The organism is Streptomyces sp. NPDC088794 (assembly GCF_044750545.1).
Taxonomy (GTDB): domain Bacteria; phylum Actinomycetota; class Actinomycetes; order Streptomycetales; family Streptomycetaceae; genus Streptomyces.
On sequence record NZ_JBIVKB010000001.1, the window covers coordinates 87,232 to 107,363 of the forward strand.

Sequence of the window (20,132 nt, forward strand, 5' to 3'; positions counted from 1 at the left end):
TGCCCGGCCGGAATCCGGCCGGGCAGCGGTGGTGTCAGGCGGAGAACTCGACCGGCAGGCTGTCGAGCTTGGAGTCCCAGGTGGAGGCGGTCGAGGAGAGCTCCTCCGACGGCACGGCCAGGCGAAGGCCCGGCAGCCGGTGCAGCAGGACGTCCACACCGATCTCGATGATGGACTGGCCGATGTTCTGTCCCGGGCACTCGTGCGGTCCCGAACTGAACGCCAGATGCGCCTGGTTGCCCTGTAGAGCGACGGCCGAGTCGGGCCGTACCTCCGGGTCGAGATTGCCGGCGGCCAGGCCCAGGACGAGCAGTTCACCCTCCTGGATGTGATGGCCGCCGAGCTCCAGGTCGGCGGCCGCGAACCGGCCCGGCAGCACGGACAACGGCGGGGTGTCCCACATGACCTCCTCCACCACCGAGGAGATGTTCAGCTGCCCGCTGACCAGACCGGACAGCCGGGCGGAGTCGGTGAGGATCAGCTGGAGGACCCGCGCGAGCAGGTTGCTGGTGGTGGTGTGCGCGGCGATCAGCACCAGGCGCAGATGGCTGACGACCTCGTCGTGGTCGAGCTCGGCCGGGTGTTGCAGCAGAGCCGTGGCGAAGTCGGAGCCCGGCTCGGCCCGCTTCCGGTCGGTCAGTTCCGAGAGGATCTGCATGATCCGGCCGTTGTGCTCAAGAGCACCCTCGCCGCCCTTGAAGACCTCGGCGCACGACTCGACCAGACGTAGCCCGTCCGCCGCGGGAAGGCCCAGGATCCGGGTGAGCACGAGCATCGGCAGCTGCTCGGAGTACTCGGCCACCAGGTCGGCGCGCCCCGCGTCGGCGAACGCGTCGATCAGCTTGTTCGCGAAGTACGAGGTGTGTCGCCGCACGCCCCGGCTGGACGCCGCGAGCAGTCCGTCGGTGACCGCGCCGCGCAACCTGCGGTGCGGTTCACCGTCCTGGGAGACGCAGTCGGGCCGCCAGCCGACCATCGGGATCAAGGGTGACGTCTCGGAGACACGCCCCTCCCGCCAGTCCCGCCAGATCCGCGCGTCCCGGCTGAACTGGCGCGGATTGTCCAGCACCCGCCGGTTGTCCCGGTAGCCGAGCACCAGCCAGGCCGGGACGTCGCCCTCGAGGAGCACCGGCGCGACGGAGCCGTGCTCCTTGCGCAGCCGCTCGTAGATGCCGGCCGGATCGGTCGACGCCTCCGGCCCGAACAGCCGGGCGACGTCGCCCGAACCGTGCGCGACGGGGCAGCCCCGGGGGGCGTCGGGACCGTTTAAGGGCTGGTCGTTCATCGGGCCTCCAGGGCGGCGGCCGAGCGGTCCTTGATGTGCTGGATCAGGGCGACGAGCACATCGCGGCTGGAGGCGCGGTCCCGGGCGTCGCACTCCACGACCGGGGTGTACGGGGAGATGTCCAGCGCGTCCCGTATCTCGTCGACCGGGTGGTTCTTGGAGTCGGGGAAGACGTTGAGCGCGATGACGAAGGGCACGTTCTGCCGCTCCATCTCCTCGATCGCCCGGAAGCTGGAGGCGAGCCGGCGGGTGTCCACCAGGACGACCGCGCCGAGCGCGCCCTTGAACAGTCCGTTCCACAGGAACCAGAACCGTTCCTGCCCGGGGGTGCCGAACAGGTACAGCATCAGGCTCTCGTTGAGGCTGATCTTGCCGAAGTCCAGGCTGACGGTGGTCTCCGTCTTGTCGGCGACGCCGATGAGGTGGTCGACGTCGGCGCTCGCCTGGGTGAGCGTCTCCTCGGTGGTCAGCGGTTTGATGTCGCTGACGGAGCGGACCATGGTGGTCTTTCCGGTGCCGAAGCCGCCGGCGATCATCACCTTCACCGAACGGGTGCCGCCGGCGGCCGGCCGGCCGGGATGGTCAAAGCCTTTGAAGTCCACTGAGTACCTCCTCAAGGAGCGCGAGGTCGGGCCCGCGACCGGCGTCGTGCGCCGGGATCGGATCACGGGCGTCGACGCGGCCTGCCTCGAGCAGATCGGCCAGCAGCACCGCGAGAATGTTGAAGGGCAGTCCGAGGTGGGCGCCGAGTTCGGCCACCGACAGCGGATCGCGGCAGCGCCGGATGATCTCCTCGTGCTCGTGCTGCATGCCCGGTACGGGGGCGGTCAGGGAGACGATGAGGGTCGCCACGTCGAGACTCGACGCCGAACCGCCCGGTCCGCTACGTCCTCCGGTGAGGACGTAGTAGCGCTCGAGACCGGACGGGTCCGTGGGCGGTCGGGGAGCACTCATCCAGAGTGCTCCTCCAGGCGCGGAGTGGTGCCGAGGAGCTCACCCATCCTGCGGGCCAGATCCCTCATCTGGTGACCGAGCAGACCCTGGTCGAGGCCCTCCCGTGCCAGCACGCCGAGATACGTCTCCACACCGGCGCGGACGACGAAGAGGTGGCCGCCGTCGACCTCGATCATCGCCAGCCGCAGCTGCCCCGCGTACTTGGGGAACTGCTCGGCGACGGGCTGGGCGAGGGCCTGCAGTCCGGCCACGACGGCCGCGAACCGGTCGACGTCGTCGGGGTCTTCGGCACCGAAGCTGGTGATGGCCTTGCCGTCACTGGAGGCCACGAGGGCGAAACGGATCTCCGGGATGGACTCCACCAGATCGCGGAGCGCCCAGCTCACGTCGGTTCCCTGTTGCGTCATGTGGACTAGTCGCTCTCTTCAGTGCGGTGCTCGGTGGACTCACGGTCGGCCGGCGCCGCGTCCTCCTCGGTGATCTCCCTGCCTGCGGTCGCGAAGGCGGCCAGGCCGGCGAAGGACTCGTCCGGCGGGACGGCGAAGGCGGCCGACTCCTCGGTCCGCTCCACCGCCCTCGGCGGTGGCTCCTCGTTCCGCTTGCTGCGGCGCCGGGGCAGTCCTCCGGGTGTGGTGTCCGTGGCCTCGCCGAACTCGGCCTCCGCCTCCGGCACTTCGGCCGTCGCCGCCGAGCGGCCCGGGACGGCCGTGACGGTCTGCGCGGCCTGGACCGGCTGGGCCGGGGAGGCAGCGGGCAGCGGGCTGAAGTACTTGTGCGGGACCACGAGAACCACCGAGGTGCCGAGCCACGGCGAGTCCGCGAAGGTGACACGGATGCCGTAGCGGCGGGCGAGGGCGCCGACGACGCGCAGACCGATGTTGGCGTCCTCCGAGATACCGCCGAGACCCGCGCCGACCCCGGTGCCCGCCAGGGCGTCCTCGGCCTCGCGCTTCTTCTCCTCGCTCAGGCCCTTGCCGGAGTCCTGGATCTCGATGCCGACGCCGTTGGGGACCTCCTTGCCGGAGACGACCACCGGTTCGGTGGGCGGCGAGTAGCGGGCCGCGTTGTCCAGCAGGTGGGCGAAGATCAGCGTGAGGTGGTCCACCAGACCGCCGTCCACGCCGAGTTCGGGCAGATGGCGCACCTCGACGCGGTGGAAGTCCTTGATCCGGCCGATGCCGCCGCGCATCACGCTGAGCAGGCGCTGCGGCTCCTGCCACTGGCGTCCGGGCCGGTCCGAGCCGCCGAGCACGCCGATGCTGGCGGCGAGCGAGTCGGCGGGGCCGAGCTCCTGGTCGAGCTCCATCAGACCGCGGGCGACGGCAGGCAGCCGGCCGTGCTCGCCCTGCATCTCGTGCAGTCGGCCGCGCAGCTTGCTGGTCAGGACGTGGATGCGGTTGCCGATGCTGATGACGGCCTGCTCGGCGGAGGTGGAGCGGTTGAACTCCTCCTCCACGCCGATGAGGGCGGTCCTGAGCACCTTGCGCAGGTCGGCCTGGAAGTCGGTGCCGACCTTGGCGTAGTACCCGGGCTCGGGCAGCAGGTCGTCGATGGCGTCACCGGAGCGCAGTCGTTCCAGCGCGTCGGGCAACTGCTCGTCGCCGAGCTGGGCGAGCGCGGACTGCTGGGCGGCGATCTGCTCCTGCCAGACCTCGGCCTGGTCGACGAGCTGGGCCTCGTAGGACGCGGCCTGCTCGGTCAGCCGGAGCTCGAACGCGGCGGACTGCTCGGCGAGTTGGCTCGCCAACGCGGCGGTGCGCTCGGTGAGTTGTGCCTCGTAGGCACCTGACTGGTCGGCGAGCTGCGACTCCAGGGAGCCGCGCTCGGCGCTGAACTTCCGCTCCAGGCCCGCGACATGCTGCTGCCACTGCTGTGACTGCTCGGCCTGCGAGCTACGGAAGGAGCCCTCGACCCGGCGCAGTTGCGTCCGGGTGCGAATCAACAGCCGTACGCAGACGGCGCTCGCGGCCGTGGCCGCGGCACCGGCGACGGCGGCCGTTATTCGCTCGGAGCTCATGAACGTGGCGGCTACCGTTCCGCCTCCTAAGGCCAGCGGCATCAACCACCAGCTGTACCAGGCGACAGGGGCCCGCGCCGCCGGCGGCGGAGTGGCGAGTTCCATCTGCATCCTTCGAAGCAACCCGATCGAACAGGGGGAGTGTGCTGGGGGGATCTCACTGTTGAAAACGCAGCGCGATATGACCGAACGCGATCGGCTCAACTCGTAGCGTCGGTAGGGAGCTTATCGGGTTCTGACACCAAAAGATCAACCTAGATCGTTTGATGGAAGTGAGGATTCCGTCACTGTCCGCCAGCGATCCGTTCATCGACAAATCGCTTACGCGACCCGGGAGTTGGCCTCGGCCGACGGAGCCGGAGGTCAGAGGGATTGGCGCAAAGTGAGCGTCATGGCGCCGAAGCCGTTGCGCTCGTAGAACCGGATCGCGTCGGCGTTCGCCGCGTACGCGGTCACCTCGGCATGCTCGGCTCCCTCGCGCCGGGCCCAGTCCAGGAACTCCCCTGCCAGCCGGGCCCCGGCCCGCGCCCGCCGGTGTTCGGGGCGGACGTACAGACTGATCAGGGTCGCGGAGGTGACCAGCCGCTTGTCCGAGGGCCCGGTGACCGACCCCACCAGGTGGCCGACGACCTCTCCGTCGCACTCCGCCGCGAGGACGAGCCGCGTCGGGTCCGCCAGGGCCGCCGCGAAGGACGCGGCGCCGTGCTCGCGCGGCCAGTCGACGTTGATGCTCGGGTCGCGGGTGCCGCCGTCCTCGGCGAGCAGGCGCGCACTGGAGGCGACGAGCCCCGATATGTCCTCGACTCGGGCCTTTCGAACGATCAGCTCCCCATCAGTCATGGGCCGAGGCTAGCGACCGACACCGACAGTGGAACTTCCTGGACAGATGTCCAGCTATGATGGACATCTGTCCATGAACTTACCCATGAACCTGTCCACGAATTGGAGTTCCGCATGGAGACGCTCGCGCACGTGCTTGTCGGTCTGGTGGCCGCGCTGCACGCCTACATCCTGGTGCTGGAGATGTTCCTGTGGGAGAAGAAGCCCGGGCGGGGGCTGCACGGGTTCGATCCGGAGATGGCGAAGGCGACCGCGCCGCTGGCCGCCAACCAGGGCCTCTACAACGGGTTTCTCGCCGCCGGCCTGGTGTGGGGGCTGATCGCGGCGGACCCGACCGGCTTCCGCGCCCAGGTCTTCTTCCTGTCCTGCGTCGTGATCGCGGGTGTGTACGGCACGGTCACCGCCAACCGCCGCATCCTGTTCGCGCAGGCGCTGCCCGGCACGATCGCCCTGGCCGCCGTCCTGATCGCGCAGTGACACGCCCCGCACCGGAGGACCCACGGGCCGCGCGGACCAAGGAGCGGCTGCGCGAGGCCCTGCTCGCCGAGTGCGCCGAGCGCCCGCTGGCCGAGGTCGGCGTGGCCGCCCTGGTGCGCCGGGCCGGGGTCGGCCGGGCCACCTTCTACGTGCACTACGCCGACCTGGAGGCGCTGGCCGTCGACGCCTGCGCGGACGTCGTACGGGAGGCGGTCGAGGCGCTGCACTCCTGGCAGGGGCGGCCCGACCCGGTGCACGCGCCGCCCGCGCTGGCCGAGTTCTTCAACTCGCTCACCCCGCACGCCGAGCTGTACCGCGCGCTGCTCGCTCCAGGTGGCGGCGGCCCACTCGGCCTTGTGCTGCACCGGGACCTGCGGGCCTACAGCCTGCGCGAGCGGGAACGCGCGGGCGCGGCGGACGCCCCGCTGGTCGCCTCCGCGGTCGCCGCGACCTTCGCCGGCGTGCTGGCCGACTGGCTGCACGGCCTCCTGGACGCCGACGCGTCCCAAGTCGCCGACCAGGTCTGGCAGTTGCTGGTCGCACTGCACGCGAGCAGGTGACGGTGACTCACTTGCAGCCCTGGTCGGGCCGCACCTGCGGCCACGCCTCCACGCCGTCGGCGGTCCGGACGTACGCCTTGGAAAGGTCGGCGTCCGACAGCCACAACCTCCACTCGCCGCGCCGGTATCCGGTGTCGTGGGCGTCGGCGGGCATCCGGACGTCCCCGTCGTACGCCGAGGTCAGCATGGACTCAATGAGCACGCCGTCGGGATCGCGGGCGTAGAGCCTGCCGTCCTCGTCCTCCTTGTCCCGCTCCCCCACCGACAGGAAGTGCGCCGTCTCCCAGCCGCAGTGCTCGTCGCCGACGGAGCTGTGCACCTTGGTGATCGGTACCCGCTTGCCCCGCGCGTCGGTCCAGATCTCGTACCACTTCCCGTCGGTGTAGCTCGCCGGGAGTTCGGTCGGATCGCAGGAGGCACTGGTGTCCGGGCCCCAACCGGGCCTGTTCTTCTGGTCCTTGGCGACAACGACGGCGACCTTGGTCCGTCCGGCGACGTCGAAGGAGTACAGGACGCGGTCGGCCTCCCGGCGCTCGACGCGGTAGCCGTGGTCCGGGTAGTCGGACTGCTCCATGTCGAAGAAGGCCCGCAGCCCCTCCTCGGGCGTCGACCCGCCGTCACTCTTGCTCCACGCGCCGCCGCCCCCGCCTGAGTAGATCTCCCCGTCGCATTCCAGGGCCCGGCCCGCCGCGCCCGACTCGATGCGGGTGGCGCGGGTGCTGTCCTCGTCGAGGTTCTTCGTGGGCACGTGGAGCGGTCCGCTGTAGGGCACCGCCGGAGCGGTCCCGGCGATGACCAGGTCCTGGTCCTTCTCGCCGCCGCACGCCACGGCCGCCGACGCCACCAGCACCGTCGTCACCACAAGTCCTCCGCGCATCAACTTCCCCCGTTCCGCCTGCTGTTCTCCGGTCCTCCGACGCGACAGCACTCCGGAACGTTCACGGTCAGCGCACGGCCGCCTGGAAGGTACGCCGATACGCCTGCGGTGAGACACCGATCGCCGCGTGCAGGTGCTGGCGCAGCGAGGCGCCGGTGGCGAAGCCGACCTGGCCTGCGATCTGGTCCACGGACAGGTCGCTGGACTCCAGCAGGTGCCGGGCGTGGGCGACCCGCTGCTGGATGAGCCAGCGGCCGGGGCTGACGCCGACCTCGTCGTTGAAGCGGCGGGCGAAGGTGCGCATGCTCATCCCGGCGTGCCGGGCGAGGTCGGCGAGGGTGAGCGGTTCGTCGAGGTGGACCAGGGCCCACGCGCGCGTGGCGGCCGTGCTCGCCGCGCCCGGCTCGGGCATGGGCTGTTCGATGTACTGCGCCTGACCGCCGTCCCGGTACGGCGGGACCACGAGACTGCGGGCGACGGCGTTGGCGAGTTCGCTGCCGTGGTCCTCGCGCACGATGTGCAGGCAGATGTCGACGCCGGAGGCGGCGCCGGCCGAGGTCAGGATCCGTCCGTCGCCGACGAAGAGGACGTCCGGGTCGAGGTCGATGTGCGGGTACATGCGCCGGAACGGCTCGACGAGCTGCCAGTGCGTGGTGGCCCTGCGGCCGTCCAGCAGACCGGCGGCGGCGAGCACGAAGGCGCCGGTGCAGATGGAGACGATGCGCGCGTCGGGCCGGATGAGCGCGAGCGCGGCACGGAGTTCGTCGGACAGGTCGGCGGTCACGCGGGACGAGGCGACGGCCGCGACCACGACGGTGTCGGCGGTGGCCAGGGCCTCGGGACCGTGCTCGACGCCGATGGTGAAGTCGGCGTTGGTGCGCACGGGCCGGCCGTCGACGGAGCAGGTGAGCACCTCGTACCGGCCGCCCGCCGCGTCGAAGATCCGGTTGGGGATGCCCAGCTCGAAGGGGTGCACGCCGTCCAGGGCCAGCACCACGACCCGTTCCACCCGGCTGTCCACTCGACCGTTCTCTCGCATGGCACGATCCTATCGAAGGTTGGCCATCGTGCCATTTCCCTGTCGGGCGGGCCCGGGCAGGCTGGTTCACCATGAGCACTGTGAACACGATGCGAGCCATCAGCCAGGACACCCTCGGCGGACCCGAGGTCCTCAGGCTCGTCGAGCTGGAACGCCCGCAGCCGCGCACCAACGAGGTACTGGTCCGCGTCCACGCGGCCGGCCTCAACCCCACCGACTGGAAGCACCGCAAGACCGGCGGCTTCCTGGGCGAGCCGCCCTTCGTACTGGGCTGGGACGTCTCGGGCACGGTCGAGGCGGTCGGCATCGGCGTCGCCCGCTTCCAGCCCGGCGACGAGGTCTTCGGGATGCTGTCCTACCCCTACGGACACGGCTCGCACGCCGAGTACGTCACCGCCCCGGCGCGCACCTTCGCGCACAAGCCGGCCTCGATCGACCACGTCCAGGCGGGCGCACTCCCGTTGGTCTCGCTGACCGCGTGGCAGGGGCTGGTCGAGTACGCGGACGTCCAGCCGGGGCAGCGGGTGCTGATCCACGCGGCGGCCGGCGGGGTCGGGCACGTGGCCGTGCAGATCGCCAAGGCGCGCGGCGCGTACGTGATCGGCACGGCGAGCGCGGGCAAGCACGACTTCCTGCGCTCGATCGGCGTCGACGAGCCGATCGACTACCGGGAGACCGACTTCACCGAGGCGGTGAAGGACGTCGACATCGTCCTGGACACCCTCGGCGGCGACACCGCCCTGCGCTCCATGCGGGTCCTGCGCCCGGGCGGCCAACTGGTCTCGATCGTGCCGATCGGTTCGAACGAGTTCTACGAGGAGGCCGAGCGGCTCGGTGTCCGGGCGCTGCGCATGCTGGTCGACGCCTCCCACAGCGGCATGGCGGCGATCGCGGAACTGGTGGAGGCGGGCAAGCTGCGCGCCACGATCGCCGCGACGTTCCCGCTGGCCGGTGCCGCCGAGGCACACGCGCTCGGCGGCACCGGCCGAACCGCGGGAAAGATCGTCCTGCTGACGGACTGACGCCGCGGCCTGGCGGGGTGACGCCGGTCAGAACGTGAGCACCGGCTTGATCGCCTTGCCCGCGCTCATGTCCCGCACCGCCTGGTCGATCTCCGCGAACGGATAGGTGCTGATCAGACGGTGCAGCGGGAGCCGCCCCTCCTTGACCAGCCGGACCAGGGCCGGGATGGAGGACTGCGTCTCGGCGTCGCCGAGGGTGAGTCCGACGACCCGCTTCCCGCCGAGCAACCCGTTGACGTCCAGGGCGACTTCGGTGCCGAACGGCGGAGCTCCTACGACGACCAGGGTGCCCCGAGCCGCGAGCGCGTCGACGCCCTGGCGCAGCACGGCGACGTTGCCGGTGGTCTCGACGATGCCGTCGGCACCCTGGCCACCGGTGATCTCCGCCAGCGCCTCGGCGAGGTCGGCCGCGCCGGCGTCCACGGTGTGGGTGGCGCCCAACTCCCCGGCCAGCTCGAGCCGTTCGGCGACCCGGTCGACGGCGATGATTCTGGTCGCCGGGGTGAGGGCGGCCGCCATCACCGCCGACAGGCCGACCGCCCCGGCGCCGAGCACCACGACCGTGTCACCGAGTCGGGGCTTCAGCACGTTCCAGACGGCACCCACCCCCGTCTGAACTCCGCACCCCAGCGGGGCGATCGACTCCAGCGGTACATCCGGGTCGACCTTGACGAGGCTGCGTTCGTCGACCAACGCCCGTTCCGCGAACGAGGACTGGCCGAAGAAGTGTCCGCCGAGGGGCTGCCCGTCCCGGCTGATGGTGCTGCTGCCGTCGGCGCGGCGACCGCCGATGAGGTTCAGCGGCAGCCAGGTCGCGCAGTAGGCGGGGTGCCCGCCCCGGCAGTTGCGGCAGTCGCCGCAGGAGGTGAAGGACAGCACGACGTGGTCGCCAGGGGCGACGCCGGTGACGGCCGGGCCCACGGCCTCGACCACCCCGGCCCCTTCGTGCCCGAGCACGCCGGGCAGCGGGAAGGGCAGACCGCCGCTCGCGACGCCGAGGTCGGTGTGGCACAGGCCGGCCGCCACGATGCGGACCACGGCCTCGTACGGTCCCGGCTCGTCGAGTCGGACGTCGGAGAGGGTGAAGGGTGCTCCGCCGGACTCGACGACCGCGGCGCGGGTGGAGATGGACATCGTACGAACTCCCTTTGCCTTCAGGCGTGTTCAGACGCGATCGCGCGGGTTCAGTCGAGCGAGACGACGACGGACTTGGTGCGGGTGTACGCGGCGAGCGCCTCGGGGCCGTACTCGCGGCCGAAGCCGGAGTCCTTGACGCCGCCGAAGGGGACCGCGGGGTCGAGCATCGCCCAGTCGTTGATCCAGACGATGCCCGCCTGGAGCCGGTCGGCGATGCGGTGGGCGCGGGCGAGGTTGCCGGTCTGGACGCCCGAAGCCAGCCCGTACGGCGTCGAGTTGGCGAGCGCGACGGCCTCGTCCTCCGTGTCGAAGGGCTGCACGGTCAGGACCGGGCCGAAGACCTCCTCCTGGACGACCCGGGAGTCGTTCGACAGGTCGGCGATCACCGTGGGCCTGTAGTAGTAGCCGCCGTCCAGGTCGAGCCGCTCGCCGCCGCAGACGATGCGGGCGCCCTCCTTGCGGGCCAGGTCGACGTACTCCTCGACCTTCTTGAGGTGCCGCTCGCCCGCCATCGGTCCGACGACGGTCTCGGGCAGCCTCGGGTCGCCGACCGGGACGCCCGGGACGGCCTCCGCGAGGATGCCGAGCAGGGTGCTGTACACGGAGCGGGCCACCAGCAGTCGGGGGCCGCCCATGCAGAACTGCCCGGTGTTGAAGACGAAGGCCTTGATGACCGCGCCGACCGCCTTCTCCAGGTCGGCGTCCTCGAAGACGAGGTGGGCCGCGTTGCCGCCGAGTTCCATGGTGACCGGCTTGAGGGCCTCGCCCGCGGTGCTCGCCACATGGCGGCCGACGGCGGTGGAGCCGGTGAAGGCGACCTTGTCGATCCCGCGGTGGCGCAGCAGTGCCTCGCCGGCCACCGGGCCGGTCCCGGTGACCACGTTGACCACACCGTCCGGGACGCCCGCCTCCTGGAAGAGCCGGGCCATGTAGAGGGCGCTGAGCGGGGTCTCGTCGGCCGGCTTGTGCACCACCGTGTTGCCGGCCGCGAGCGCCGGGCCGATCTTCGAACCGGCAAGGATCAGCGGGAAGTTGAAGGGGGTGATCGCGGCGACGACACCGAGCGGCTCCCGCTTGGTGTACGCGAGCGCGTTCATGGGTGTGTCGCGGACGGCGCCGTCCAGGGAGTGGGCGAGGGCGGCGAAGTACTCGTAGTCGTTGGCCGTGTTGGTGACGTCGACGGCGTGGCACAGCGTGATGGGCTTGCCGACGTCCAGGCTCTCCAACTCGGCGATCTCGTCGGCCCGTTCGCGGATCAGCGCGGCGACCCGGTGCAGCACCCGGCCCCGCTCCCGGCCGCTCAGTCCGGACCACGCGCCGCCGTCGAAGGCCTGCCGTGCCGCGCGCACGGCCGCGTCCACGTCGGCGGCGCCCGCCGCCGCGACGGTGGTGACGACCGCGCCCCGGGACGGGTCGACCACCTCGATACGGGCTCCGTCCGCGGCCTCGCGCCACTGTCCCCCGACGAACAGCCGTCCGGGTTCGCTCTCGAAGGCGGTCATCACCACTCCTCAGCCTCATCGCCAGGATTGCCAGGACTGTCAAGATTGCCAAGTCTTCAACCAACAGGATTCCTGTTGGTTCATCGTCTGGTTCGCAGTCTGATTACAGACAGGTTTCCTGTCAATGGTCTAGGCTCGACACATGGCCGTCCCCCAGGAAACGAAGGCGCTCCCGTCCCTGCTCTACATGGTCAAGCAGGTGGAGCTGGCCGCGCGCTCCCGCCTCGACGAGCTGGTCAGGCCGTCCGGGATCACGGCGCTGCAGTACACCGCGCTGACCGTCCTGGAGCGGCACGACGGGCTGTCGGCGGCCCAGCTGGCCCGCGACTCCTTCGTCACAGCCCAGTCCATCGCCGATCTCGTACGGTCCCTGGAGAGCCGCGGGCTGATCCGCCGCGAGCGCAATCCGCGCAATCGCCGGGAGCTGCTGATCCTGCTGACCGAGGAGGGGCGCGAGCTGCTCGGGCAACACGCCGGGCCGGTGCGGGAGTTGGAGGAGCGCATGGTGAGCGACCTCACCCCGCACCAGACGGAGCAGCTCCGCCAGGCACTCTCCAAGGCCTGGCACGCCCTCTCGTAGACTGGTCGCTCCAATTCGAAGACATATGTCAATCGAACATGCTCAAATTCACTCGATCGAGGGTAACTTGCAGAGCGGGGAACGGTTTTGCGCTCGCTCTGGGAACCCGGGGCACGGCTGTACTCGTACGCTCGCTGCACGATGTCACCCCAGACCCCGGTGGCCTGCGGTCCCCGCCGTAGTCGGAGCAGGTTGGAGGCGATGTCGTCGTGCAGCAGGAACCTGCGCCGCCCACCCGCCATCTGCGTGTGCACGAGGACCGCGGACACACGGTGGTGGAGTTGCGCGGCGAGATCGACATCGCCGCCGCCGTGGAGATCGGCCCGTATCTGGACCGGGTGACGGCACGCCCGGACGTCCGGCTGGTGATCGACCTCAGGGGCGTCGAGTTCTTCGACTGCTCCGGGCTGCGGCTGCTGTACCGGGCCCGCACCCGGACCCTGGACCACGACGGCGAGCTGCGCCTGGTCTGCACGCACGCCCTCACCCTGCGCGTCATGCGGGTCACCGGGCTGACCCGGTTGCTGCCGCCGCACGCCACGCTGGACGCGGCCCTGGGCCAGCCCGAGGCCACGTCCGGCTCCGTGTAGCGAGGCCCTTCCCTGGAGCGAGGCTTTTCCCTTACGGGCGCGGCTACTTGAGGATCCTGGTGACCTGACCGGCACCGACCGTCCGCCCGCCCTCACGGATGGCGAACTTCAGCCCCTCCTCCATGGCGATCGGCTGGATCAACTGCACGTTCATGGTCGTGTTGTCGCCCGGCATGACCATCTCGGTGCCCTTGGGCAGCGTCACCACGCCCGTCACGTCGGTCGTGCGGAAGTAGAACTGCGGGCGGTAGTTGTCGAAGAAGGGCGTGTGCCGGCCGCCCTCGTCCTTGGACAGGATGTAGGCGCGCGCCTCGAAGTCCTTGTGCGGGGTGACGGAGCCGGGCTGGATGACGACCTGGCCGCGCTCCACGTCCTCGCGCCTGACCCCGCGCAGCAGCAGTCCGACATTCTCGCCGGCCCGGCCCTCGTCGAGCAGTTTGCGGAACATCTCGATGCCCGTGACGGTGGTCTTCGTCCTGGTGTCGTGGAAGCCGATGATCTCGACCTCGCGGTTGACGTGCAGGGTGCCGCGCTCGATCCGGCCGGTGACGACCGTGCCGCGGCCGGTGATGGTGAACACGTCCTCGATCGGCATCAGGAACGGCTGGTCCACGTCCCGCACCGGCTCGGGCACGAACTCGTCGACGGCGCCGAGGAGTTCGAGCACGGAGGCGCTCCACTCCGGGTCCCCCTCCAGGGCCTTGAGCGCGGAGACCCGCACCACCGGGAGGTCGTCGCCGGGGAACTCGTACTCGCTGAGCAGCTCCCGCACCTCCAGTTCGACCAGCTCCAGGATCTCCTCGTCGTCGACCATGTCCGTCTTGTTGAGGGCGACGACGATGTACGGCACCCCCACCTGCCGGGCCAGCAGCACATGTTCCTTGGTCTGCGGCATCGGTCCGTCGGTGGCCGCGACGACGAGGATCGCGCCGTCCATCTGGGCGGCCCCGGTGATCATGTTCTTGATGTAGTCCGCGTGGCCCGGGCAGTCGACGTGCGCGTAGTGCCGGCGCTCGGTCTGGTACTCCACATGGGCGATCGAGATCGTGATGCCCCGCTGGCGTTCCTCGGGGGCCTTGTCGATCTGGTCGAACGGCGTGTACGGGTTCAGCTCCGGGAACCGGTCGTGCAGAACCTTCGTGATGGCCGCCGTGAGCGTCGTCTTGCCGTGGTCGATGTGACCGATGGTGCCGATGTTCACATGCGGCTTCGTGCGCTCGAACTTCGCCTTGGCCACTGCAACCCCTCCTGAGCTTCGGTGTGCCGCCGAGCGTCGCTCCACTCCCTCATGTCTATTCGTTCGGCGGCGCGTCGAACAGGGCGCTGACCGACTCGCCGTTGTGAATGCGCCGCACGGCCTCGGCGAGGGCCGGCGCGATGGACAGGATCCGCAGCTTCTCCGTGCGCTCCTCCTCGGGCACCGGCACGGTGTTGGTGCAGACGATCTCCAGTACGTCCGGCTGCTCGCCGATCCGCTTGAGCGCCCCGTCCGCGAACAGGCCGTGCGTGCACGCCACTCGGATCGAGCGCGGCCCCAACTCCCGCAGCCGCTGGAGGAGTTCCAGCACCGTGCTGCCCTTGGCGATCTCGTCGTCCAGCACGATGACGTCCCGGCCCGCGACATCGCCGATGACGGAGCTGATCGACACCCGGTCGTCCGCGAACCGCTGCTTGGCGCCGGCCGCCACCTGGGCGCCGATCAACCGCGCGAACGCGGCGGCCTCCTTGGCGTTGCCGAGGTCCGGGGAGACCACGGTGGTCCGGGACAGGTCGTACTGCCGGAAGTGCACGGCCAGTTCACGCAGGGCGTGCAGATGGTCGACCGGGACCGAGAAGAAGCCGTGCACCTGCGGTGCGTGCAGGGTCATGGCGAGCACCCGGCTGGCGCCCGCCGCCACCAGCAGGTCGGCGACCAGGCGGCCGCCGAGCGAGATGCGGGGCGCGTCCTTCTTGTCGGAGCGCGCGTAGGAGTAGTGCGGCATGACGACGCTGATCCGCCCCGCCGACGCCCCGCGCGCCGCGTCGCACATCAACAGCAGCTCGACCAGGTGCTCCTGGACCGGCTTGACCAGCGGCTGGATCAGAAAGACGTCCCGTTCCCGGCAGTTGGCCTGGAGCTGTACCTCAAGACAGTCGTTGGCGAACCGGCTGACCCGGGTCGGGCTGAGCGGCACCCCGAGATGCGCGCAGACCTCCGCCGCCAGGTCGGGGTGGGCACTGCCGCTGAACACGGAGATGTCTCGCACGGTCCGCTCCTCGCATGATCGATCCGGGGGTCGCCTCATGCTACTGACCTCGAAAAACCTGTTGCGGGCCGCTACCGGTGGTGGGCCAGGATGGTCCGGTCCGCCCTCCCCGGCTTCAGGAGCTCCCATGCGCCGACTCCTCGGAATCCACCAGTGCCCCCATAGGCCCACGGTTCCTGAGGACTCGACCCCGCATGCACACCCTGAACATCGGCATCCTGGCCCACGTCGACGCCGGTAAGACCAGCCTCACCGAGCGCCTGCTCTTCGACCACGGGGCGATCGACCGGCTCGGCAGCGTCGACACCGGCGACACCCTGACGGACGACGGGGAGATCGAGCGCCGGCGCGGCATCACCATCCGCTCCGCCGTGGCCTCCTTCACCGTCGGCGACACCCGCGTCAACCTCATCGACACCCCGGGCCACTCCGACTTCATCGCCGAGGTCGAGCGCGCCCTGGAGGTCCTCGACGGCGCGGTCCTGCTGCTGTCCGCCGTGGAAGGCGTCCAGGCGCAGACCAGGGTGCTCATGCGCACCCTCCGCCGGCTCCGGCTGCCCACCGTCGTCTTCGTCAACAAGATCGACCGCGCGGGCGCCCGCGCCGACGGCCTGCTGGCCGACATCCGGCGCAGACTGACGCCGTACGTCGCACCGCTCGCGGACGTGACGGGCATCGGCACCGCAGACGCCCGCGTGACCGCCCGTCCGCCGGGGGATCCCCGGCTGGCCGAGGCGCTCGCCGAGGTGGACCCGGACGTTCTCGCGGCGGTCGTGGACGGGCCCGCGCCCACCCCGGACGACCTGCGCAAGGCCCTGGCCGCCCGTACCGCCGACGGCTCGTTCCACCCGGTCCTGTTCGGCTCGGCCCTCGGCGGCCAGGGCGTCACCGGACTCGTGGAGAACATGCTCCGGCTGATCCCGCCCGCACCGGGAGCCGAGAGCACCGCACCACGCGGCACGGTGTTCGCCGTACGCCCGGGGCCCGGCGGGGCACGGACGGCGTATCTGCGGTTGTACGACGGTGAGGTGACACCGCGTCAGCGGCTGACCTTCCTGCGGCGGGAGGCCGACGGCCGGACCGTCGAGGTCTCCGGGCGGGTGAACCGCCTCGACGTGATCGGCGGGAGCGGTCCGCTGACCGCCGGGAACATCGCGGCGCTCACCGGCGTGAGCACCGTGCGCGTCGGCGACCGGCTCGGCGAACTCACCGACCGCGCACCGCAGTTCGCGCCGCCCACGCTGGAGACGCTGGTACGGGCCAGGCGTCCGGAGGAGGCCGGGCGGCTGCGCGGCGCCCTGCTCGCGCTCGCCGACCAGGACCCGCTGATCCATGCCAGGCCCGCCGGGCCCGACGCCACCGCGCTTCTGCTGTACGGCGAGGTCCAGATGGAGGTGCTCGGGGCGACGCTCGTCCAGGACTTCGGTATCGAGGCCGACTTCGCACCCGGCCGGGTCCGGTTGCTGGAGCGGCCGGCCGGGGTCGGCGAGGCGGTCGAGGAGCTGCCGTGGCACGACCGCACGCGCTACTGGGCGACGATCGGGCTCCGGGTGGAGCCGGAACCGCGGGGCACCGGCGGGGTGTTCGGCTACGACACGGAACTCGGCGCCCTCCCCCGCGCCTTCCACCAGGCCATCGAGGAGACCGTGCACGTGAGCATGGGCGCCGGACTGTCCGGCGCGGCCGTCACGGACTACCGGGTCACCCTGATCCGGTCGGGCTTCGTCGGGCCGCTCAGCACGGCCGCCGACTTCCGCGGGCTCACCCCGATCGTGCTGCGCCGCGCCCTGGAGCGGGCGCGGACCCGGCTGTACGAGCCGTACCACGCGTTCGAGGCGGAGGTCCCGCCGGACTCGCTGGCGCCGGTGACCGCGCGGCTCGCCTCGTGCGGGGCGGAGTTCACCGGGACCACGGGCGGGTCCGCCTCCTGGCTGATCTCCGGTGAACTGCCGGCCCGGCGGCTGCGCGAGATCGAGCTGGCGCTGCCCGGGCTCACCCACGGCGAGGGCGTGTGGTGGACGCGGCTCTCCGGCGACCGGGAACTGCCCCCGCGCAGGTAGACGGGGGTGCACCCGCCGGTGCGCCCCCTGTGCCTCGGGCATGTGTCCCGAATCGGCAACAGGGCGGTCTGACAAGGCTTTTGGGGGGCATCCGGTGACTAGGAAGGAGGGCCGTCACCATGACGACTCCCATCAGGCGCGTGTCCCGGCGGATGCCGGGCTGGGTCAAAGCGGTGTGCGCCGTAGTGCTGGTGATCGCGGTGTTCTTCATCGGGGTCACGCTGAGTGTGATCCCCGGTCTCAAGGACCTGTTCGGCACGGAGACGCACGACCGCACGGGGCCCACCCTGCTGCAGTCCATCCAGGACATGAGCCGCTACGACGCCGCGTCCGGCAACTTCCAGGTCGTCGTGGACCTGGAGAAGGACACCAAGTACCTGCCCGACGCGATCCGCGGCTCCCGCGTGCTGTACGTGGGCGCGGGCACCGTCGACGCCTATGTCGACCTCGGCAAGGTCGGCAAGGACGACGTGACGGTCAACGAGGACCGCACGTCCGCCACGCTCAACCTGCCGCACGCGGCCCTGGGCAAGCCCGCCCTGAACCCGGACCGCTCCTACGCCGTGTCCAAGCAGCGCGGTCTCCTCGACCGGCTCGGCGATTTCTTCTCGGACAACCCCAACAGCGAACAGGCCGTGCAGAAACTCGCGGTCAAGCACATCGGCGACGCGGCCAAGGACAGCGGCCTGACCAAGCGCGCCGAGACCAACACCACCGACATGCTCGAAGGTCTCCTGCACTCCCTCGGCTTCAAGGTCGTGCACGTCACCTTCGCATCCTGATCCGCACCGGATCGGGGTCGGCGCACGGCATCGTCGGGGGGTTCGCGGGTATCCGCCCTTCCACATCAGCACGTTCAAGACCGGAGGACTGAATGGCCCGGACCGTCGTACGACCGCGCGCCGGCTGGCGTCTGCGTTCCGCCAAGACAGAGGGCGAGGAGCAGCCGGCCACCGTCGAACGGCATGTCGTGCCCTTCCCGATCCGCTTCCTGGCGATGCTGTGCGCCTTCGCGTTCATGGTGGCGTTCGCCGTCGTGCTGGCCAAGCTGACGCTGGAGCCGTCGCCCGCCTCGACGGCTCTCGTGCACACCAATCTCCACCCGGGCCGCTCGCTCAAGGCCTATCTCGACCAACCCGCTCTGCGGGACGCCGTCAAGCAGATCGGCGGCAATATCGTCCTCGGCATCCCGTTCGGCATCCTCATCCCCGTCCTGGCCCCCAAGGCCCGCGGGCTGCTGCGCGTGCTCCTGCTGACGGCCGTCGTCATGCTCCTGGTGGAGTTCGCCCAGGGCGCGTTGATCACCGGCCGCGCCTTCGACATCGACGACGTCATCCTCAACACCAGTGGCGCGCTGATCGGTTACCTCCTGCTGGGCCGCCGGATGGGCCGCGTCGTGCACGCCCGCAAGCGCCGGCCGCGCAAGGTGCGGTCCGCTGAGCGGAAAGCCGCGAAGGAGAAGTCGGCGAAGGCGTCCAAGGACGCCTAGCCCTCCGACGTGCGGGGGAACGGAATCCAGCCGTCCGGGGTTCTTGATTGTCGATAGTTGGTCCGTACCTAGCTATTGACTCACCCTTTTCTCACTCCTTAAATCAACAGGCGACGCCTTCACCCCCCACCCCGGTCGGCCCACCTGTGTGCTCGACCGCCGTACGGAAGGACAGAGACGTGGCCTCCCCACGCCTGCTCCGCAGATGCCTGTTCGCCGCCTTGTCCGCCGTGCTGGTCGCGTCCGCCGCGACCGGTGCGGCGCACGCGGATCCATCCGATGTCTCCGCCTCCGACGTCTCCGCGGCCGCGGTGGTCTTCAACGACACCTTCGACGGTGCCGCCGGCAGCGCCGTCAACTCCTCCAGGTGGTCGCTGGAGACCGGCGACAACGTCAACAACCACGAGCGCCAGTACTACACGTCCGGCACCAACAACGCGGCCCTGGACGGCCAGGGCCACCTGGTGATCACGGCCAAGAAAGAGAACCCGGCCAACTACCAGTGTTGGTACGGCACTTGTCAGTACACCTCGGCCCGGATGAACACCTCCGGGAAGTTCAGCGCGCAGTACGGGCACGTCGAGGCCCGGATGAAGGTCCCGCGCGGGCAGGGCATGTGGCCCGCGTTCTGGATGCTCGGCACCGACATCGGATCGGTCGGCTGGCCCAACTCGGGTGAGATCGACGTCATGGAGAACGTCGGCTTCGAGCCCTCCACGATCCACGGCACCATCCACGGCCCCGGCTACTCCGGCTCGGCCGGCATAGGCGCCGGCTACACCCTGTCGAACGGCCAGGCCTTCGCCGACGCCTTCCACACCTTCGCCGTCGACTGGGCGCCCAACTCCATCAAGTGGTCGGTCGACGGTGTCGTCTACCAGACCCGCACACCCGCCGACGTGGGGGGCAACACCTGGGCGTTCAACAAGCCGTTCTTCCTGATCCTCAACCTCGCGGTCGGCGGTTACTGGCCCGGTGACCCCAACAGCTCCACGGTCTTCCCGGCCCAGCTGGTGGTCGACTCGGTGTCCGTGACCACGAGTGACACGGCCACCGGCGTGGCGATCCGCGGCCTGGCCGGCAAGTGCGTGGACGTCGCCGGCGGCAGCTCCGCCAACGGCACCGCCGTACAGCTCTACGACTGCAACGGCTCCGCCGCCCAGCAGTGGACCGTGGGCTCCGACGGCACGATCCGCGCGCTGGGCAAGTGCCTGGACGTGAACGCCGGCGGCACCGCCGACGGCACGAAGGTCCAGCTCTACGACTGCAACGGCTCCAACGCCCAGAAGTGGGCCGTCAGTTCGGCGAACGACATCGTCAACCCACAGGCCAACAAGTGCCTGGATGTCACGGGCAACAACTCGGCCAACAGCACCCCGCTCCAGATCTGGACCTGCGGGGGCGGCGCCAACCAGAAGTGGACGGTCGGCTGAGCCGTAGCCGATCGCTCGTAGCGC

Annotated in this window: 21 protein-coding genes; 9 read left to right on the top strand and 12 right to left on the bottom strand. The window is 70.4% G+C overall.

Translation table 11 applies throughout. The annotated features are described in order from the left end of the window. Window positions 1-34 precede the first annotated feature (34 nt). From ACIP6U_RS00365 to ACIP6U_RS00390, 6 genes are all read right to left on the bottom strand, one after another. Window positions 35-1,285, bottom strand: coding sequence for a cytochrome P450 (locus ACIP6U_RS00365; protein WP_401710672.1), 1,251 nt, complete (start codon window positions 1,283-1,285; stop codon window positions 35-37). Beyond that, the gene (locus tag ACIP6U_RS00370) at window positions 1,282-1,887 is read right to left on the bottom strand and encodes a GTP-binding protein (protein WP_401710675.1); all 606 of its coding nucleotides are present in this window, start codon (window positions 1,885-1,887) and stop codon (window positions 1,282-1,284) included. The genes ACIP6U_RS00365 and ACIP6U_RS00370 overlap by 4 nt, the downstream gene beginning before the upstream one ends. Then, on the bottom strand, window positions 1,868-2,239 hold the full coding sequence (locus ACIP6U_RS00375; protein WP_401710678.1) for a DUF742 domain-containing protein: 372 nt from the start codon (window positions 2,237-2,239) through the stop codon (window positions 1,868-1,870). The genes ACIP6U_RS00370 and ACIP6U_RS00375 overlap by 20 nt, the downstream gene beginning before the upstream one ends. Beyond that, window positions 2,236-2,646, bottom strand: coding sequence for a roadblock/LC7 domain-containing protein (locus tag ACIP6U_RS00380; RefSeq protein ID WP_030043913.1), 411 nt, complete (start codon window positions 2,644-2,646; stop codon window positions 2,236-2,238). Before ACIP6U_RS00380 ends, ACIP6U_RS00375 begins: the two co-directional genes overlap by 4 nt. Window positions 2,647-2,651: 5 nt before the next feature. After that, complete coding sequence (locus ACIP6U_RS00385; protein ID WP_401710681.1) at window positions 2,652-4,361, bottom strand: ATP-binding protein; 1,710 nt, start codon at window positions 4,359-4,361, stop codon at window positions 2,652-2,654. A gap of 258 nt (window positions 4,362-4,619) precedes the next feature. Beyond that, window positions 4,620-5,096, bottom strand: coding sequence for a GNAT family N-acetyltransferase (locus ACIP6U_RS00390; protein WP_401710684.1), 477 nt, complete (start codon window positions 5,094-5,096; stop codon window positions 4,620-4,622). A gap of 114 nt (window positions 5,097-5,210) precedes the next feature. On the opposite strand from ACIP6U_RS00390, the gene ACIP6U_RS00395 reads away from it, so the two are divergent. Beyond that, on the top strand, window positions 5,211-5,573 hold the full coding sequence (locus tag ACIP6U_RS00395; RefSeq protein ID WP_401710687.1) for a DUF1304 domain-containing protein: 363 nt from the start codon (window positions 5,211-5,213) through the stop codon (window positions 5,571-5,573). Next, window positions 5,570-6,133 (top strand): TetR/AcrR family transcriptional regulator, encoded by a 564-nt coding sequence (locus ACIP6U_RS00400; RefSeq protein ID WP_401710690.1) that lies wholly within the window; start codon window positions 5,570-5,572, stop codon window positions 6,131-6,133. Before ACIP6U_RS00395 ends, ACIP6U_RS00400 begins: the two co-directional genes overlap by 4 nt. 7 nt (window positions 6,134-6,140) lie before the next feature. Here the strand turns inward: ACIP6U_RS00400 and ACIP6U_RS00405 are convergent, their stop codons facing one another. Together ACIP6U_RS00405 and ACIP6U_RS00410 are read right to left on the bottom strand one after the other, a co-directional pair. Next, the gene (locus ACIP6U_RS00405) at window positions 6,141-7,010 is read right to left on the bottom strand and encodes a hypothetical protein (RefSeq protein WP_401710693.1); all 870 of its coding nucleotides are present in this window, start codon (window positions 7,008-7,010) and stop codon (window positions 6,141-6,143) included. 67 nt (window positions 7,011-7,077) lie between these two features. Beyond that, window positions 7,078-8,049 carry a GlxA family transcriptional regulator gene (locus ACIP6U_RS00410; RefSeq protein ID WP_401710696.1) on the bottom strand — a complete coding sequence of 324 codons (972 nt, stop codon included), beginning with the start codon at window positions 8,047-8,049 and terminating at the stop codon, window positions 7,078-7,080. 71 nt (window positions 8,050-8,120) lie between these two features. On the opposite strand from ACIP6U_RS00410, the gene ACIP6U_RS00415 reads away from it, so the two are divergent. After that, window positions 8,121-9,071, top strand: coding sequence for an NADP-dependent oxidoreductase (locus tag ACIP6U_RS00415; protein WP_401710699.1), 951 nt, complete (start codon window positions 8,121-8,123; stop codon window positions 9,069-9,071). 27 nt (window positions 9,072-9,098) lie between these two features. On the opposite strand, the gene ACIP6U_RS00420 is transcribed toward ACIP6U_RS00415, so the two are convergent. Then, on the bottom strand, window positions 9,099-10,205 hold the full coding sequence (locus ACIP6U_RS00420) for an NAD(P)-dependent alcohol dehydrogenase (RefSeq protein ID WP_401710701.1): 1,107 nt from the start codon (window positions 10,203-10,205) through the stop codon (window positions 9,099-9,101). A 50-nt stretch (window positions 10,206-10,255) separates the two neighbouring features. Next, a complete protein-coding gene (locus ACIP6U_RS00425) occupies window positions 10,256-11,710 on the bottom strand; it encodes an aldehyde dehydrogenase family protein (protein ID WP_401710704.1) in 1,455 nt (484 codons plus the stop codon). Between the two features lie 142 nt (window positions 11,711-11,852). On the opposite strand from ACIP6U_RS00425, the gene ACIP6U_RS00430 reads away from it, so the two are divergent. Together ACIP6U_RS00430 and ACIP6U_RS00435 are read left to right on the top strand one after the other, a co-directional pair. Continuing rightward, window positions 11,853-12,290, top strand: a complete 438-nt coding sequence (locus ACIP6U_RS00430; RefSeq protein WP_401710707.1) for a MarR family winged helix-turn-helix transcriptional regulator — start codon at window positions 11,853-11,855, stop codon at window positions 12,288-12,290. Window positions 12,291-12,499: 209 nt separating this feature from the next. Next, window positions 12,500-12,880: an anti-sigma factor antagonist gene (locus tag ACIP6U_RS00435; RefSeq protein WP_401710709.1), complete on the top strand. Its 381-nt coding sequence runs from the start codon at window positions 12,500-12,502 to the stop codon at window positions 12,878-12,880. 43 nt (window positions 12,881-12,923) lie between these two features. Here the strand turns inward: ACIP6U_RS00435 and tuf are convergent, their stop codons facing one another. Together tuf and ACIP6U_RS00445 are read right to left on the bottom strand one after the other, a co-directional pair. Further along, window positions 12,924-14,117: an elongation factor Tu gene (tuf, locus tag ACIP6U_RS00440; RefSeq protein ID WP_401710712.1), complete on the bottom strand. Its 1,194-nt coding sequence runs from the start codon at window positions 14,115-14,117 to the stop codon at window positions 12,924-12,926. Window positions 14,118-14,172: 55 nt separating this feature from the next. Beyond that, window positions 14,173-15,126 carry a ribose-phosphate diphosphokinase gene (locus tag ACIP6U_RS00445; RefSeq protein WP_401710714.1) on the bottom strand — a complete coding sequence of 318 codons (954 nt, stop codon included), beginning with the start codon at window positions 15,124-15,126 and terminating at the stop codon, window positions 14,173-14,175. A gap of 194 nt (window positions 15,127-15,320) precedes the next feature. On the opposite strand from ACIP6U_RS00445, the gene otr(A) reads away from it, so the two are divergent. The 4 genes from otr(A) (at window position 15,321) to ACIP6U_RS00465 (ending at window position 20,108) form a co-directional block, all read left to right on the top strand. Continuing rightward, window positions 15,321-17,186 (top strand): tetracycline resistance ribosomal protection protein Otr(A), encoded by a 1,866-nt coding sequence (otr(A), locus tag ACIP6U_RS00450; protein ID WP_401710716.1) that lies wholly within the window; start codon window positions 15,321-15,323, stop codon window positions 17,184-17,186. A gap of 119 nt (window positions 17,187-17,305) precedes the next feature. Next, window positions 17,306-17,968, top strand: a complete 663-nt coding sequence (locus ACIP6U_RS00455; RefSeq protein ID WP_401710719.1) for a DUF4230 domain-containing protein — start codon at window positions 17,306-17,308, stop codon at window positions 17,966-17,968. Window positions 17,969-18,060: 92 nt separating this feature from the next. After that, window positions 18,061-18,675 carry a VanZ family protein gene (locus ACIP6U_RS00460; protein ID WP_401710722.1) on the top strand — a complete coding sequence of 205 codons (615 nt, stop codon included), beginning with the start codon at window positions 18,061-18,063 and terminating at the stop codon, window positions 18,673-18,675. A gap of 179 nt (window positions 18,676-18,854) precedes the next feature. After that, entirely contained in the window at window positions 18,855-20,108 is a 1,254-nt protein-coding gene (locus tag ACIP6U_RS00465; protein ID WP_401710724.1) for a lectin, read from the top strand. Window positions 20,109-20,132: the final 24 nt, after the last annotated feature.